Raw genomic sequence first — 15,190 nt, forward strand, 5'->3', positions numbered from 1 at the left:
CGTTACCTGGGCGGCGCTGCTGCCGTGAAAGACGCGCTGCGTGCCTCGCACGACCTCAAGCCGACCGAGCGTCTCGTGCTCGTCGCGATCGTGGCGCACTCCAACGCCGAGGGCGAGGCGTGGCCGTCGGTCGCCACCGTGGCCGACTACGTCGGCTGCTCTGAGCGGACCGTGCAACGCGCCCTGCGCCGCCTCGTCGAGGTCGGCCGCCTGGTCGTCCGCAAGGTCGCGAACATCGCGACTCGGGTCTATCGGCTCGTCGTCGGCGGGGGCGACACCACGGCCGTCGGGGGCGACACCACGGCGCGCGGAGGCGACATCGAGACCGCCGGGGGCGACACGCAGGACGTCACCCGAAGTTCATCCGAAGCCCACAAGAAGACCGAAGCGCGCTCCGCGCGTGACTGGCGTCGGTTCATCCCTAAGAGCAAAAACGCGAACCCCTCGGCGAGGCCGTACCCGTTCCCCGAGCGTCGAGGCGCGGCCCTGCCGCCCGCCGCCGGCACTGAGCGGTGCCCGCGCCACATCGGGCAGTCCATCGCGCACTGCGCCCCGTGCCGCAGCGAGCGCCTCGGCGGTGCCGCGTGACCACGACCGCCGCCTACGCCCTCGCCGCCGTCCTGCTGGGCGGCCCCGCCGCGATGCTCGCGCCGTTCGCCGTCGCCCGTCGCCTCGTCGACCGCCACGCCGACGAGGCCGGCCCCGCTATCCGTTCCGCCGGTCGTGACGACCTCAACCCTGCCGCCGTTCGCGCCATCGCGAAGGAGACCCGATGAACCTCACGACCTTTACCGCTCGCGCGTCGGCCGCCCTCGTCGCCCTGGTCGCCGGCTACTCGTCTTTCTCGCACATCGCGCACGTCGCCCTGCGCTACGGCGAGCGGCCCGAGGTCGCCTACGCCCTACCGTTCGCCATCGACGGGCTGCTCGTCGTCGCGACAACGGCGATGCTCGACGACAAGCGGAACCGTCGTCGCGTGCGCTGGTCGGCGCGTGTCGCGTTCGTGTTCGGCGTTGTCGCGTCGCTCGCTGCCAACGTCGCGAGCGCCGCGCCGTCGGCCGGGGCGCGTGTCGTCGCCGCCGTCCCTGCTGTCGCCCTGCTGCTCGCCGTCGAGGTGCTGTCGCGTGTCGGCCGCCCCGTCGCGACGCCCGCCGCCGACGTCGCCCAGGTCGCCGAGGTGACGCCCGAGCCCGTCGCCCAGGTCGCCGAGGTGACGCCCGAGCCCGTCGCCCAGGCCGTCGAGGTGACGCCCGAGCGTCGCCCGGGTCGCGACGTCCGCTCGGCGCGCCAATCGGCCGCCGACGCTATCCGCGACGCCGCCGCCGCTGCTGGCGCGACGCCCGCCACTGTCGCCGCCGCCCTGGGCGTCAGTGTCCGTACGGCGCAGCGTCACTGGCCGCGCCCGACTGTCGCGACGCCCGGTCTCGTGGCGGTGTCGGCATGACCGAGCTAGAGCGCGCCATCCGTCGTCTGCGTCGCCGTCACAGCGTCTCCCGCGTCGCCTATCGGTACGTCGCCGGTCGCCCCCTCGACGGCCGCGACGGGCACCCGTACCGGCAGCGTGGCGCGGGCCGCCTCGCGGGCTGGCAACGACAGCTCGTCCGCCTGGGCGTGCCCGCCGTCGCCGCCCTCGCCGTCGCCCAGCCCGAGCAGACCGGCGGGGGCGTCGCCGCCGTCGCCGCCGTCGCCGCGTATCGCGTGCGGCGCCGCATCACCATGCGTCGATTCGACCGCGAATACGTGACGCCGACCCTCGCCGCCCTCGCGCCGGCCCTCGGTCTACAGACCGGCGTGCGCTTGCACGTCGACCCGACCCTCGGCAACCTCACGCCCCGACTCGCGAAGCCGCTCAGCCCCGCCGAGGTCGCCGCGCGAGCGTGGTACGGCGAGCACGTCGAGCCCGTCGTGCGGTGGCTTCCTGAGCGCGCTCAGCGGGCCGCCTGGACGGTGCAACGGGCCGCGCGGCCGATGACGTCGCGCCTCGACGTATTCCGCCGGCCCGGCGAGCAGCTCGGCCCACGTATCGAGTTGACCGCCGAGACGCCATATCTCACGCGTGAGCAACGTCAGCTCGTCTCGTCGATCGTCAGCAGCAAAATCCCCGTGGCCGACCTCGTCGAGACCTGGGCAATGGTCGGTCCGCGGGTAACCGCTACGTGGACCGTGCGTAAGCGTCCGCCGGCGCGAGTCGGTCTCGCCCAGGTCGTCGAGCACCTGCCGCGCTTGGCTGAGTACGAGTTTTTCCTCGGCCTCGGCGCGGGAGACAAGCCCGTCACGATCAGCCTGCGCGACGACTCGCCTCACATCGCTGTATCGGCCGGAACGGGCGCGGGTAAATCCGTGCTTGCCGAGCTGCTCGCGGTGCAGGTTCTCGCCCGAGGTGGGCGCGTCGTCATCCTCGACCGCAAGGGGTCGCACCGCTGGGCGATCGGCCTCGACCGTGTCGACTACTGCTCGCGGCCCGAGCAGATGCACGAGGCCCTCGTGCGCCTGGCCGTGCTCGCCGACGAGCGGAACACGCTCGCGATGCACGAGGCCGACGACTGGGATTGCGGGCCGCGCGTGCTCGTGATCTGCGAAGAATTGAACGCGACCATCGGTCAGCTCGCGAACTTCTGGGCCGAGGCGCGCGGGAGGGGCGAGCCGAAGCGGTCGCCGGCCATCTCCGCGCTCGCCGATCTGCTTTTCATGGGCCGCAGCGCGAAAGTCAATGTGCTCGCGGTCGCCCAGATGCTGACCGCGCGGGCGATCGGCGGCCCCGAGGCCCGCGAAAACTTCGGCGTTCGCCTGCTCGCACGCTACACGTCCAACGCGTGGAAAATGCTCGTGCCCGAGGCAGCCATGCCTCGCGCCTCGCGCACCCTCGGCCGCTGGCAACTCGTGATCGGCGGGCAGGCGACCGAGACGCAGGTCGCTTACCTCACCACCGCCGAGGCCCGCGCCGTCGCTTGTCCCCGGTCGCCGGAGACATCGCAGGCCGAGGGCCTATCAAGCCCTGCCGCCGACTTCCTGACCCTGCGGGAGGCCGCCGAGGCGGGCGTCGTGCCGTGGTCCTACGGCGCGGCGAAAAAGAGGCTTCAGCGGCGCGTCGGGGCCGTCCCGACGCCGCGAGGCAAGCGAGGCACCGCCGATCTCTACGCCCGCGACGACCTCGCCGCCTGGGCGGGCATCTCGTAGCGGAGACCGGGGGCGGCGACGGTGCCACCCCCGGTCCATCAGCCACCCGACGAGGAAAATCTCCGTCACGGTGGCGGACATATCTCGCTCTCGGTGTAGGTCTAGGCCTACACTCGTCGTATCGTCCGCCTCGTTACAACTCGTTACAACGAGGCGGCGCGATACGAAGGCCGCCGCCTGGGCGTGGAAACTTCGGCGACGGCTTGATGCTGGTGGAGATGGGTCTACCTACCTGTTGGGTTAGGTAGGCCCGCCCCCGGATGAGTCGGTCAGGATCACGACCAACATCACCACGTAGTAGATGATCTTCAGTGCGGTTGCTGTTGCGTCGCCCGCTTTTCTCAACCAGTCGGCGTTGAATCGCGGACCACGGCCCGACAAACGGGCCTGATGTTTTCCCACTTACCACCCTCCCAAGGTCCGGGGACTACGGACCTTCCGTCGTCCCCGCGCGCGCTGGGGACGTGCTGTGGGAGGTGTGAGCATCTTCAATCTATCCGGCAGGCCGGCATGAACCCGAGCAACGCCCTCGTCGTACCTCCTTGTCCTCAGTGGAGACGCTACAGGCGCGGGGCCGGTACTCGGACCCAACCTGTAGGCGACTTACAGCCGTGCAACTACTACATACGGTCCGCCCTTCGGCGAGATCGGTCAAGCCGGCCGGCGTGCCCGGCGCGTCACGGACCATTCCGGGCTTGACGGACTTCTCGTCGCCGCCTGAACACCTACGGACCGCTGGGCCGACTTGCAGAGTGACCCCAGAGCGACGACCCGAGGAGTGCCCGCCGTGACCGACACCGACTCGGAGCCACCAATACCCAGGCCCGCGACGGCGGGCCGCCGAGCATGACCGAAGAGCGCCTCGTCGAGCAGCCCGCAAGGGCCGCCCGGCGGGGCGCTCTTTGCGTTGCGGTGAGCTGCTCGTCGACCTGGGCGCGGGCGAGGCGGGCGACGCCGTGAGCGGCGCGGGGAAGGGCCGAGCAGTGGGGGGCACTTTTGACGAAGTTACGTTGCAACCGCTCTCTATATAGGTGCTAAAGCTTCTTCTTCTCTCTCTCCTTTAACATCTATAGAGGGGGCGGTGTGAACGTAACTTCGTCAAAACTGCCCCCTCATCGGGTCGCCCTGGGCGTCGCCGCCGCGCCTACCGCCATTCGACAGGACGAGATCGCACGGGGTCGGTTCGCAAGCGTCTATAGGCACGCCCCGCGCTGCGGAAAACGCGCGACGCCGCGTGCCTGAGAAACGAGGCCGCACCGCCGGCCCCCGCCCCCGAATCGAGACCGCCATGGAAACTCTGCTTCCCGAGCCATGCCCAGTTTGCGGCGAACGCCTTACCTACTCAGGTAAAGGCCGCCGCCCGAGCTTCCATCCCGCGTGCCGCCGCGCTCAGAAGACCGACGACATGCGCCGTTACCGCGAGCGCGACGCCGCGCCGCCGGTCGAGGTGCCCGAGTACGTGCGCGAGGCCGCCGCCCGCCGCGCTGCTCGCCCCCGCGTCGAGGTGCGGCACGCCGTCGACGACTGGCTACCCGACGTCGCCGACCTCGCCGCAGAAGTGCACGGCGAAGGCATCGCAGTTTTCAGCCTTGGCGCTCACGGATTCGTGCCTGACGCATACTGCGAACGGACCGCCGGCCGTCGCGATAACGACCCTGCTGCGCAATGGATTGCTGAGAATCACCCCGACGCGCTACACGATTTCCCGGCGAACTACTGAGCCGCCGGCTGTGGCCGTATCACTGACATATGGAGGGGCTTTCTCTCCTGCTCCTCGGGCGGACCGGTTGCTTGCGGTCAGGCGACCCCGCCCGAGTTGAGCGTGCGGGGCCGGCCGTCCTGTTGCGGGGTCGCGACCGGCCCCGCCCTTTCTTGGATCTCTCACCGATAGCAAACACACAAGGAGGTGCCGCCGTGCACCACTGCGGATACTGCGAGACGCCGATTCCCGACGACGCGAACCCTCGACGTCGGTACTGCACGAGTAGCCACCGCGTGATGGGGCACTACAAGCGACGCCGCGAAGAGCTACAGCGCCTGCGCGCGGTCGTTGCCGACCTGGGCGATGAGGAACGCGCATGACCGCCGACGAACCACGACCACCAAGCAGGGCCGTCGCCGACCTCGCCGAGCAGCTCCTACCGCTCGCCCACGAGTTCTACACGCGACGGCCGCACGTGGACACCGGTTATTCCTATCTGCTCGGCGGTCGCGAAACCGCGCAGCTCGACGCGAACGCCGTTTCGACCTACCTCGTCGAGCCTCTGATCCTGCCCGCGTTCTTTCTCGCCGAAGACGACGACCTCGGGCAGGCCCGAATCGTGCGGCGCCGCATCGATGACCCGCACTTTGCCGACCCGATCAGCCGCGCGGAGTTCGCCGCGCTGGTGTGCGACCTACTCGCCGCGCTGCCCGATCCGCCGGCCGTGCCCAGCCTGCTCGCCCAGGCCGTGAACGACACGCGCGCCCTTGCCGCGTACGCCTGCTCGGGCCGCCCTCGACGCAAGGTCGCGAAGTGGGTCGCGCACGTCGTCGACAACGTGCTCTGCGCGATGGAAGACGAAGGCGAGCCCGACGATGTCGAAGTGATCTGGCGCGCATCGATGCGCAGCGCCGACGCCAACGCGAAGCGGACCGACACGATCGCCGCCCGGCGTGCAGCCAAGGCGACTGCTGCCGAGCAGGCCGCCGCCGCAGCGGGCGAATTCATCGCCGCGCTCCCGCCCGGTCGGCACGAGGTGCCGCAGGCCTGGAGCGGCTACGCCGCAGCCACGCCCGCCGCAGAGCGCCTCGGTAAGCACGCGTTCCTCGCGCTCGCCCGCGAGCAGCTCGGCGAACCGCGCAAGGTCCGAGGCGTGCGCTGCTGGGCCGTGCCCGCGCCCGACCTCGCCCCGGTCGTGCAGCTCGACTCACGTCGCCCGCTGCGCCGCGAGCTGCTCGCCGCCGCGTAAGGCGTCTCACGCACCAATCCCATACCCCTCGTCGTCCCTGGCGGTCGCGACGAGGTCGAGCACGCCCTCGGGCCGTCCTCCCGCGCCGAGGCCGCGCCCGTCGGACGACTCGACGAGGCGCGCCTCGGCCCGGTTCAAACCCGCCCGCCGCCCGACCGACCGGAAAGAGACCACGCGATGACCTCGCCCGCCCCTGACGACGCCCTCGCGGTCGCCGTCGCCACGCTTTGCGCCGAGGGCGAGGGCAGCTATCGACGCCCTCGCGTGCCATTCCTGCGCCGCATCCGCGCGTCGTTGCCGGCCGATCACCCTGCCGCCGCGCTCGACGACGACGCCCTTGAGGCAGCCATGCACAAGCTGCGGCCGTACCTCGCCGACACGTACCGCGTCGACTTCCGTCGCAGCGTCGACCCCGGCCGTGGCGTGCGGTTGACGTCGCGACTGATCCGCCGATATCGCCCTGCCGCTTAACCCGCACTGCCCTCGGCCGCCCGCCCGGCGTGCCGGACCGCCCCTGAAAGGAAACGCCCACAATGACCAGTAACTATGCCCCGCCGACCAACGGCGACCGCCCCGAAATGCTGCCGCGCGAGGTCGACCCGTCCGCGCCGCTCGCCGACCGTGTCGCCCAGGCGCGCGCGATGGTCGAGCGCCGCGATGCCGGGCCGCAGATGCGTGAGCCGCGCCCGGATGAACTGCCCGACGGTGGCATCGTCGGTATGACGGAGAAGTACCGCGCCGAGTTCATCGCGGCCCCCTGGTCGCGGGACTCGTCCTGGGAGAGCGCCACGACCGCGTACGCCGCGATGGGCGTCGCCGCCGACGCCATCCGCGACGCGATGGACACCGCCGACGCGATCATCGCCGACGAGGTCACCTGGCCGGGCTACCGCGTCAAGAAGTACGGCGAGAATCTGACCGCGACCGACGAGGCCGTGCGAGAGGCCCTCGACGAGGCCGATACTGCGCTCATGGTCGCCGAGGCGACCGCGACGACCGAGGCGATGCCGAAGGTCGACAAGGCCGACAAGCAGGCCGCCGATGCTCGGGCTGCGCGGATGCTCGGCAGCATCAAGAACAGGGCCGAAATGGTCGGTCTGTTGAACACTCTCGCCGCTCGCGACGACGCCGTCGGTGCGCTCGTGACCGACCGGGCGTGGATGGACGATTACCTGCTCGGCGCTGGGTACGACGCCGAGCACCGCGAAGCCCTGCGCAAGCAGGCGACCATGGTCGCGCTCGCTGCTGCTGAGTCGTCGGGAGACACGAAGCGGGCTAATGCCGCTCGCGCGGTCAAGGCTGTAAAGGCTGGCCGTCAGGGCCTTATCGCCCTGCGTACAGGCTGGGGCGTTGCCCGGCCTCGGCTCGCGTCTCGTGCCGAGCGCGAGATCCCGCATGTGCAGCTCGTCTCGCGCATCTCCCGCTGAGCACACCGCCGGGGGCGGGCAGTCACCGCGACTGCTCGCCCTCGACCTCGGGCAGTGAGGCCGCAGCTCACTCTGTGTAATCGTCGAGGCCCCACCCCCTGGGGGCGGGGTCCCAAACGTGCAGGTCGCCGAACCGCTGGAGAGGCGTCTCTTTGGTCGGCCAGGTTCAAAGATTCCGAGTGACCCATCGACAGTCACTTTGCGTTACCCATTTCGCGGGCTTCGACTCAACGAACACGCCCTCTAAGAAGTGCCGGTAGTTGATGAGCTCGTTGGTGAACTTCTTGTGCAGGTTCATGGCCCCCGCCGCGATGAACTCTTGCGCGAGTCACAGCCCTCGGGGCCGGGGAATCGCCGCACCGCCAACGTCGGGCATGAGAATCCCTCGGCCGCCGGAGCTGTCCGGGTCGACCGAGGGCCTCCTCAGCCGCTAGCGGCGTCCGACGAGCTGATTCAGCACCGTGAGGACCCCCACGGCGACGAGGGCCGGGGCTGCGGCTTTCGGGTACTCCAGGACCACGAAGCCAGCGAGAAGCGCCGCCACCAGCAGCGAGAGACCTCTGGGCGACACGTCACGGTTTCCAGGATCCTTCTTAACCTCATCCGTGTTACGACGTACTCTTCTCAAGACGGGCCTCCTTGTTTCTTCTTGTCGGAAGGGCTTGGCGACTTCGTTATCTGCACTCGTTGGCGCGAGTGCTGCTCACGACGGCACCCGTTGGCGCGGGTGCCGTCGTCGTACTAGCCGGCGTCCTGGCCGTCCTCGGCGTCGGTCGACCACGGCACGTTGTCCGGGGCCGCGAACTGGGTCCACGCGATCAACTTGACCTGGGGCTGCACCATCTCCGGCATACCCGCGACCCTACTGCCAGCTATGGACAACACCGAGCCACGCGCGCCCAATGGCTTCGACCACGACGTCGGTTGATCGTCCTAAGGGGATAGGCGTTTACGCGCGGCTTCGCGTCGCCCGCAGCTCAGGACCAGGCTTGGGTTGCACGGTGCCCGGCGCTCTCTCGGTGACGTCGGGGCCGTACCGAACCTACTGCGGCTCGTATATCTTCTCGACGACGCGCAGGTAGAGCGGGTTGCTTACCGCCCCTGCCGAGGTCGGCTGTGAGGGCGCACCATGCCGGCCAGCTTCGCTGCCGCGCCTGAGCGCTCCGCCCGCGCCCTCGTCAAAACGGCGCGCCAACGGGTTAGAGCAGCGCTTCCTCAGCCGCGATCTCGGCGAGGCGCTGCGCCTCTGGGTCGTCGAAGATGCCGATTTTGAAGTGCACCTCGGGGTCGTTGCCGCGCCGCCCGGTCTCGCGCACGACGTAGACCCGCACCCCTGCCGAGCGAAGCAAGTCGCGTCGCCCCTCAGGGTCACGCGCCCAGACGTCCCGGAACGTCTCGCCAGTCGGTTCGTCGACCCATCGGTCAGGCGTCTCGGGCATCTCCCGCAGCGCCGCAATGTGCTGCTCGTGCTCCGCCATCCGAGCGATGACGGCTTGCTCGGCGGGGCCGCCCGACGGGATCACTTCGAGCCGCTCGACGAGGCGACCGAGTGCTATCTCGGTCTCCGCGATTTCCTCGGCGTGCGACTCCCCGGGTACGAATATCCGCCGCATAACCTCGAAGTGCCCGAGGTGACGCAGAAACTCGGCCTCGACGTACGCCTCTAACCACTCGGCCGACGCGCCGCCGTTGTGGCATCCGACACCGCCGACGGCCTTACTCGCGCAGCGGTAGTACCGCCGTGACCGTCCCGGGTAGACGTACATCGGCCGGTCATTGGCGCAGATGCCGCAGTACGCCACCCGCAGCAGCAGAGCGCCGTTTACACGGGGGCGCGGCTTCCGATTTTTCGCCCGGTCGCCTAGCTCGCGCTGAAGCGCCGCCCACTCGTCGCCCGTGAGGATCGGCTCTGCCCGGCGCACGCGCCGACCCGCGTCGTCGACGACCGGTCGCCCGTCTTCGGTCACGAGATACCCGCGCAGCGTCTCGCTGCGGAGCATCTTCGAGAGGTTGCCGACGCGCCATTGCGCGCCCTTCGGCTCTTTCCCGGCGCGTGCCCGCTGGACGTCGAGCGACGTCGGCACGCCGCGACGGTTGAGGTCGGCGACGACCGAGTTGACCGAGGCCCCGTCAAGGATGCGCCGGACGACGTCGCGCATGACCTCGGCCGCGTCCTGGTCGACGTCGAGCACGTAGCCGGCACCGTCTGGGTTCGGCACGGCCCGGTAGCCCATCGGCACGAAGCCGCCCCGGTGACGTCCGACCTTCGTGAGGTGCTCGTAAGAGCCCTTCGTGCGTTCCTTGATCGCTTCGAGTTCGCCCTCGGCGAGCATGGCGATCATCTGGGCCATCATGCGGCCCATCGGCGTCGAGAGGTCAAATCCCTCGGTGACCGAGACGAGCGTGCGGCCCGTCTCCCGCGTCCAGTCGAGCAGCCGCGCGAAGTGCAGTACGCGGCGCGCGACGCGGTCCGTCCGCCACGAGGCGACGATGTCGAACGGCGCACGCTCGCCGCGCAGCCAAGGCCCCAACTCGGGCCGCTCCCAGGGATCGACTGAGGCGCTCACGCCCAGGTCTTCGGCCCATCCGACGATCGTGTGACCATGGGCGTTCGCCCAGCGTTCGACCGTCTCCCGCTGCCGCGCCGGGCTGGTCGTTGCTTCCGTCTCCCGCGACAAGCGGATGACCCCGAGAACTCTCACGCGCGGAGCGTACACGTAGGCGTGTTAGTCTCTGCTTGGCTTCGTCCAGGAACAGCACCCCGCGGTGTGCCAGCGACACCGCGCCGGGCCGGGCCAACCCCGAGCCTCCACCGACCAGCGACGGCACTGTCGCGGTGTGGTGCGGCGCCTGGAACGGCGGGCGACGCAGCAACCGGCCGCCCGGCGGCAGCAGCCCGGCAATCGAGTGCAGCGCCGTGACCTCCAGCGCCGCGTCGTCGTCCAGCTCGGGCAGGATCGACGGCAGTCGTTCGGCCAGCATCGTCTTGCCGGCACCCGGAGGGCCGAGCAGGGCCACGTGGTGCCCGCCGGCGGCGGCGACCTCCAACGCGCGTCGGCCCAGCTGCTGCCCGGCGACATCGGCGAGATCCAGTCCGTCGTCCAGCGGTGCCGGTACGGCCGTCGGAGGCTCGATCAGCGGAGTGCCGTCGCGAACGAAGGCGACCAGCCGGTGCAGGTTGTCCACCGCTCGCACCCGTACCCCCGGGATGACCGCGGCCTCGGCGGCGTTGCCGACCGGCACGATCACCCGCCCGACGCCGGCCTGGGCCGCGGCGGCGACCATCGGGAGCACGCCGCGCACCGGTCGGACCGTCCCGTCGAGCCCCAACTCGCCGAGGACCACGACCCCCTCCAGGGGGAGCAGCGGCAGTTCACCGGAGCCGCCGAGTAGCGCCGCGGCGATGGCGAGATCGAAGGCCGAGCCGAACTTCGGCAGCGTGGCGGGCAGCAGGTTGAGGGTGATCCGCCGGTTGGGCCAGCGCTGGCCGGAGTTGACCACGGCGGCGCGGACGCGGTCGCGGGCCTCGTGCAGGGCGGTGTCCGGTAACCCGGAGATCACCACCGCCGGCAGGCCGGCGGCCAGGTCGGCCTCCACCTCGACCAGGTGACCGGTCACCCCGACCAGGCCCACAGAGAGCACCTTGGCGTAGCTCATGGCGCCGTCACCGATCCTTGGGAGCGCGCATGTCAGAACGCGCCCTTGAGGTGGTCGACCTGCGCCGGGCCGGCGTCGGGCAGCCGCACCGACAGCACGTCGAAACGCACCTCCTCGGCGGTCGTGCCGGTCTCGGTCAGCCAACGGGCGGCGAGCCCTCGCAGCCGGCGGGCCTTGGCCGGCACGACCGCCTCGGCCGGGGTGCCGAAGTTGTCGCCCCGGCGGGTCTTCACCTCGCAGAAGGCGAGCACTGGCCCGTCCCAGGCGATGATGTCGATCTCCCCGGCCGCGCAACGCCAGTTTCGGGCGATCGGGCGCAGCCCTGCCTCGGTCAGGTGCCGGGCGGCACACCGCTCGCCGTACGCGCCGACCGCCTGGTTCCGATTCGTCATGGCCGGCACGGTGCCCGCCAGAGGGCGCGTTTCGCGACCCCGGTGACGGCCCAGCTGTGGACGACGGGTGTCCTGTGGACAACCGGACGATCATGCCCCGATGTGCTACGACGACATCCTGGACAGGTTGCGCCTGCATTGTCGCTGAGCTGGGGCCGGATGGCGCGCGGGCTGCCGGTCGCATACGGTGCCTGACGTGGACGGACGACGGAGCTTTCCGGAAGATCAGGAGTCGCGCTGGTACCCCGATGAGCGGGGTCGCGGTTACGGCGAGTCGGAGTGGCGCGGCACGGGCGAATCGCGGTACGGGGACACGGAGGTTCCCGAGCAGCGCGGCCCCGACGAGGGTCGCTCCGTCGAGGACACCGGCGTCGGCCGCCGCCGGGAGCCGGACTCCGGTCGCTTCGGCGCCGTCGATGCGAGCGGCCGCTTCGGTACGCCTGAGTCGGACTCGGGTCGGCTGAGCGCGGTGGACGCGGGCCGGTTCGGCGCCCCCGAACCGGACTCGGGCCGCTTCGGTGCCGTGGAAGCCCCGCCTGGTCGGTTCGGCGCGGGTGAGCCCGAATCGGGACGGTTCGGTGCGGTTGACCCGTTGAGCGATGCACGATCGGAAGCGGACGGTTACCGGGCGACCCGCTCGCGGAGGGCTGACCGGGACCCGTCGGAGGTCTCCGGTGAGCTGCCCGGTCGACGGGCCGCCCGCGAGTCGACCGGGCTTGGTTCACCGCTGACCACCGGCCTGCCGGAGGCCACCAGGGACGCCCTGCCGGCGTCCGACACGTCCGCTGCCGCGCTCGCCGACCAGGTGCGTCCCGCCCCGCTGGCTGGCTACCCGATCATCGAGCCGAGCCGGGGCGGTGACACGCCACACCCGCTGGAGATGCCGACCGGCCCGATGCCGGGGATCGGTCCCCGCCCGGACCTGCCCGCGACGGAGCCGTCGACGTACCCCCCGGTGGCTGACGGCGTCTACCGGACCCGCCGGCCGGTGCTGGCCGTACTCTTCGCTCTGCTGGTGTTGATCTTCGAAGTCCCCGCGCTGCGGGTGCTGCTGGCGGGCGTGACCGGCGACCCGGTGGACGCCGGGAACGTGGTGGTGGGTATCGCCCTGGTCGCCGGGCTGCCGATCTTCGCGACCGGGCTCTACGGGCTCCGGACCGGCGGTCTGGCGCTCTCCGACGGTGGTCGGGGGTGGCTCCGCCCGCCCACGGCCTACCTGACGGTCGGGCTGGTGCTCTTCCTCGCGGCCGCGCTCGCTGTCGGCTGACCCGTCGAGCGCCGCCAGCTGTGCGTGGCGCTGCCTGCCGCGTCTTGATCGACTCGGCTTTCAGGAAGTCGCGGTGTCCGGATGGGCGCGAAGCCGCGGTTTCCAGGAAACCGAGTCGATCATCGCCGAACGCGCCGCCCCGCCGTGCGCCCGCCGCGCAACCCGCGCACTTCGCACCCCGGGGCGGCTGAACGGGCGAGGGGCGTACACTGGCCAACTGGCGACCGCCTCGTGCGGTCGACCTCGCGCGCCCTCTTCACGAATCGTCGTGGAGCGACGGCCTCCCTGGTCCCGATCTTGATCGGGTCCACCATGGGTCGGCGACCAGGCGCCAGGACGCCCGGCCACCGGCCGGGCGTGACAACCAGGGATCTTGAGGAGTACCCCAACCATGGCCGTCGTGACCATGCGCCAGCTGCTGGAGAGCGGTGTCCACTTCGGGCACCAGACCCGGCGCTGGAACCCGAAGATGAAGCGCTTCATCATGACCGAGCGCAACGGCATCTACATCATCGACCTGCGCCAGACCCTCGAGTACATCGAGAAGGCGTACGAGTTCGTGCGTGGGACCGTCGCCGAGGGTGGCAGCATCCTGTTCGTCGGCACCAAGAAGCAGGCCCAGGAGGCGATTGCCGAGCAGGCGACCCGGGTCGGCCAGCCGTACGTCAACCACCGCTGGCTCGGTGGCATGCTGACCAACTTCCAGACGGTGTACAAGCGGCTCCAGCGGATGAAGGAGCTGGAGGGCCTGGGTGACCTCAGCGGCACCGCCGCCGGTTACACCAAGAAGGAGACCCTGCAGCTCTCCCGCGAGAAGATCAAGCTGACCCGCACCCTCGGTGGTCTGCGGGACATGCAGAAGCTTCCCGCCGCGGTCTGGATCGTCGACACCAAGAAGGAGCACATCGCCGTCGACGAGGCCCGCAAGCTGGGCATCCCGGTGATCGCGGTGCTGGACACCAACTGTGACCCGGACGAGGTCGACTTCCCGATCCCGGGCAACGACGACGCGATCCGCTCGGCGGAGCTGCTGACCAAGGTCGTCGCCGCTGCCGTCGCGGATGGTCTGATCGCACGTTCCGGCCGTCGCCGGGGCAACGACGAGAAGCCCGAGGGTGTCGCGAGCGACGAGCCGCTGACCGAGTGGGAGCGCGAGCTGCTGGAGCCGAAGAAGGCCGACGAGTCGGCCGCCCCGGCCGAGCAGCCCGCCGCTGCTGCCGCCGAGCAGCCCGCCGCCACCCCGGAGCAGCCGGCGCAGGCCGCCACCGAGCAGCCGGCGGCAGCCACCGCGGAGTGATCGCACCGTCGCTGCCCGCCGTCCGTTTTCGCGAACGGCGGGCAGCGACGGTACGCCGGGCACGATCCGCCCGGATCCGGGTAACCGTCACCTCTGACCATCCACACGCCGTCTCAACACCGAAGAGAGAGCCATGTCCCAAATCACCGCCGCGGACGTCAAGAAGCTCCGCGACCTCACCGGCGCCGGCATGATGGACAGCAAGAAGGCGCTGACCGAGGCCGAGGGCGACTTCGACAAGGCCATCGAGATCCTGCGCGTCAAGGGCGCCAAGGACGTCGGCAAGCGGGCCGGTCGTACGGCCGCCAACGGCCTGGTCGCCCACTCCGGCAAGGCGCTGCTCGAGCTCAACTGCGAGACCGACTTCGTCGCCAAGACCGAGTCGTTCATCGCGCTGGCCCAGCAGCTGGTCGAGCACGGCGAGCGCGCCGGCGTGAACACCGCCGAGGAGCTGCTCGCCACCGAGCTCGACGGCAAGGTCGTCGCGGACCTGATCCAGGAGCAGTCGGCCAAGATCGGCGAGAAGCTGGTGCTCAACCGGTTCGCCCGGGTCGAGGGCACCACCGCCGTCTACCTGCACCGCAAGGCCCAGGACCTGCCGCCGGCCGTTGGTGTGCTGGTGTCGTACACCGGTAAGACCGACGAGGCTGGCGACGCCGACGCCCGTGGTGTGGCCATGCAGATCGCCGCGATGCGGCCGAAGTACCTGACCCGGGACGAGGTTCCGGCTGAGGTCGTCGAGTCCGAGCGGCGCATCGCCGAGCAGACCGCCCGCGAGGAGAACAAGCCCGAGGCGGCCCTGCCGAAGATCATCGAGGGTCGGGTGAACTCGTTCTTCAAGGACTACGTCCTGATCGAGCAGTCGTCCGTCGCTGACAACAAGAAGTCGGTGAAGCAGTTGCTGGCCGAGGCTGGCATCGAGGTCACCCGCTTCGTGCGGTTCGAGGTCGGCCAGGCCTGAGCCGTCACCGGGCGCCGTGGGCGCCCGTGGGCAGAAGACGTCGACGAGGAGGCCGCCGGTG

The 15,190-nt window shown here is 70.4% G+C and carries 14 protein-coding genes and 2 pseudogenes; 11 read left to right on the forward strand and 5 right to left on the reverse strand.

What is annotated here, in order from left to right:
- Positions 1-24 precede the first annotated feature (24 nt).
- The 8 genes from AC3CF1_RS26270 (at position 25) to AC3CF1_RS26305 (ending at position 7,555) form a co-directional block, all read left to right on the forward strand.
- On the forward strand, positions 25-588 hold the full coding sequence (locus AC3CF1_RS26270) for a helix-turn-helix domain-containing protein (protein WP_488451492.1): 564 nt from the start codon (positions 25-27) through the stop codon (positions 586-588).
- Positions 585-776: a hypothetical protein gene (locus AC3CF1_RS26275; protein WP_488451493.1), complete on the forward strand. Its 192-nt coding sequence runs from the start codon at positions 585-587 to the stop codon at positions 774-776. Before AC3CF1_RS26270 ends, AC3CF1_RS26275 begins: the two co-directional genes overlap by 4 nt.
- A complete protein-coding gene (locus tag AC3CF1_RS26280) occupies positions 773-1,444 on the forward strand; it encodes a DUF2637 domain-containing protein (protein WP_488451494.1) in 672 nt (223 codons plus the stop codon). The genes AC3CF1_RS26275 and AC3CF1_RS26280 overlap by 4 nt, the downstream gene beginning before the upstream one ends.
- A complete protein-coding gene (locus AC3CF1_RS26285; protein WP_488451495.1) occupies positions 1,441-3,177 on the forward strand; it encodes a type IV secretory system conjugative DNA transfer family protein in 1,737 nt (578 codons plus the stop codon). The genes AC3CF1_RS26280 and AC3CF1_RS26285 overlap by 4 nt, the downstream gene beginning before the upstream one ends.
- Positions 3,178-4,465: 1,288 nt before the next feature.
- Positions 4,466-4,897: a hypothetical protein gene (locus AC3CF1_RS26290; RefSeq protein WP_488451496.1), complete on the forward strand. Its 432-nt coding sequence runs from the start codon at positions 4,466-4,468 to the stop codon at positions 4,895-4,897.
- Positions 4,898-5,255: 358 nt separating this feature from the next.
- A complete protein-coding gene (locus AC3CF1_RS26295) occupies positions 5,256-6,128 on the forward strand; it encodes a hypothetical protein (RefSeq protein ID WP_488451497.1) in 873 nt (290 codons plus the stop codon).
- A 177-nt stretch (positions 6,129-6,305) separates the two neighbouring features.
- Positions 6,306-6,599 (forward strand): hypothetical protein, encoded by a 294-nt coding sequence (locus AC3CF1_RS26300; RefSeq protein ID WP_488451498.1) that lies wholly within the window; start codon positions 6,306-6,308, stop codon positions 6,597-6,599.
- Positions 6,600-6,706: 107 nt separating this feature from the next.
- Positions 6,707-7,555 (forward strand): hypothetical protein, encoded by an 849-nt coding sequence (locus AC3CF1_RS26305; RefSeq protein ID WP_488451499.1) that lies wholly within the window; start codon positions 6,707-6,709, stop codon positions 7,553-7,555.
- A 430-nt stretch (positions 7,556-7,985) separates the two neighbouring features.
- Here AC3CF1_RS26305 and AC3CF1_RS26310 read toward each other — a convergent pair whose 3' ends face one another.
- From AC3CF1_RS26310 to AC3CF1_RS26330, 5 genes and pseudogenes are all read right to left on the reverse strand, one after another.
- Positions 7,986-8,126, reverse strand: a complete 141-nt coding sequence (locus AC3CF1_RS26310) for a hypothetical protein (RefSeq protein WP_488451500.1) — start codon at positions 8,124-8,126, stop codon at positions 7,986-7,988.
- 182 nt (positions 8,127-8,308) lie between these two features.
- Positions 8,309-8,398: pseudogene (gene thyX / locus AC3CF1_RS26315) on the reverse strand (FAD-dependent thymidylate synthase); the annotation flags it as partial.
- A gap of 356 nt (positions 8,399-8,754) precedes the next feature.
- A complete protein-coding gene (locus AC3CF1_RS26320) occupies positions 8,755-10,272 on the reverse strand; it encodes a recombinase family protein (protein ID WP_488451501.1) in 1,518 nt (505 codons plus the stop codon).
- Positions 10,241-11,212, reverse strand: a pseudogene (locus AC3CF1_RS26325) (YifB family Mg chelatase-like AAA ATPase); the annotation flags it as partial. The pseudogene AC3CF1_RS26325 and the gene AC3CF1_RS26320, both read right to left, overlap by 32 nt.
- Before the next feature lie 32 nt (positions 11,213-11,244).
- A complete protein-coding gene (locus AC3CF1_RS26330; RefSeq protein WP_099851219.1) occupies positions 11,245-11,604 on the reverse strand; it encodes a YraN family protein in 360 nt (119 codons plus the stop codon).
- 196 nt (positions 11,605-11,800) lie between these two features.
- Here AC3CF1_RS26330 and AC3CF1_RS26335 point away from each other — a divergent pair, with 196 nt between their 5' ends.
- The 3 genes from AC3CF1_RS26335 to tsf all read left to right on the forward strand — a co-directional run bounded on the left by AC3CF1_RS26335 (position 11,801) and on the right by tsf (position 15,129).
- Entirely contained in the window at positions 11,801-12,871 is a 1,071-nt protein-coding gene (locus AC3CF1_RS26335) for a hypothetical protein (protein ID WP_435794741.1), read from the forward strand.
- Between the two features lie 391 nt (positions 12,872-13,262).
- A complete protein-coding gene (rpsB, locus tag AC3CF1_RS26340; protein WP_179782555.1) occupies positions 13,263-14,168 on the forward strand; it encodes a 30S ribosomal protein S2 in 906 nt (301 codons plus the stop codon).
- A 133-nt stretch (positions 14,169-14,301) separates the two neighbouring features.
- Positions 14,302-15,129: a translation elongation factor Ts gene (gene tsf, locus AC3CF1_RS26345; protein WP_088946656.1), complete on the forward strand. Its 828-nt coding sequence runs from the start codon at positions 14,302-14,304 to the stop codon at positions 15,127-15,129.
- Positions 15,130-15,190 lie beyond the last annotated feature (61 nt).

Source organism: Micromonospora sp. MGP-C2, from assembly GCF_057766525.1.

What these genes read in the sequence shown, in the direction of transcription:
- AC3CF1_RS26280 (WP_488451494.1), top strand. Translation starts at nt 773, where the DNA reads ATGAACCTCACGACCTTTACCGCTCGCGCGTCGGCCGCCCTCGTCGCC.
- AC3CF1_RS26285 (WP_488451495.1), top strand. Translation starts at nt 1,441, where the DNA reads ATGACCGAGCTAGAGCGCGCCATCCGTCGTCTGCGTCGCCGTCACAGC.
- AC3CF1_RS26290 (WP_488451496.1), top strand. Translation starts at nt 4,466, where the DNA reads ATGGAAACTCTGCTTCCCGAGCCATGCCCAGTTTGCGGCGAACGCCTT.
- AC3CF1_RS26295 (WP_488451497.1), top strand. Translation starts at nt 5,256, where the DNA reads ATGACCGCCGACGAACCACGACCACCAAGCAGGGCCGTCGCCGACCTC.
- AC3CF1_RS26300 (WP_488451498.1), top strand. Translation starts at nt 6,306, where the DNA reads ATGACCTCGCCCGCCCCTGACGACGCCCTCGCGGTCGCCGTCGCCACG.
- AC3CF1_RS26305 (WP_488451499.1), top strand. Translation starts at nt 6,707, where the DNA reads ATGCTGCCGCGCGAGGTCGACCCGTCCGCGCCGCTCGCCGACCGTGTC.
- AC3CF1_RS26330 (WP_099851219.1), bottom strand. Translation starts at nt 11,604, where the DNA reads ATGACGAATCGGAACCAGGCGGTCGGCGCGTACGGCGAGCGGTGTGCC.
- rpsB (WP_179782555.1), top strand. Translation starts at nt 13,263, where the DNA reads ATGGCCGTCGTGACCATGCGCCAGCTGCTGGAGAGCGGTGTCCACTTC.
- tsf (WP_088946656.1), top strand. Translation starts at nt 14,302, where the DNA reads ATGTCCCAAATCACCGCCGCGGACGTCAAGAAGCTCCGCGACCTCACC.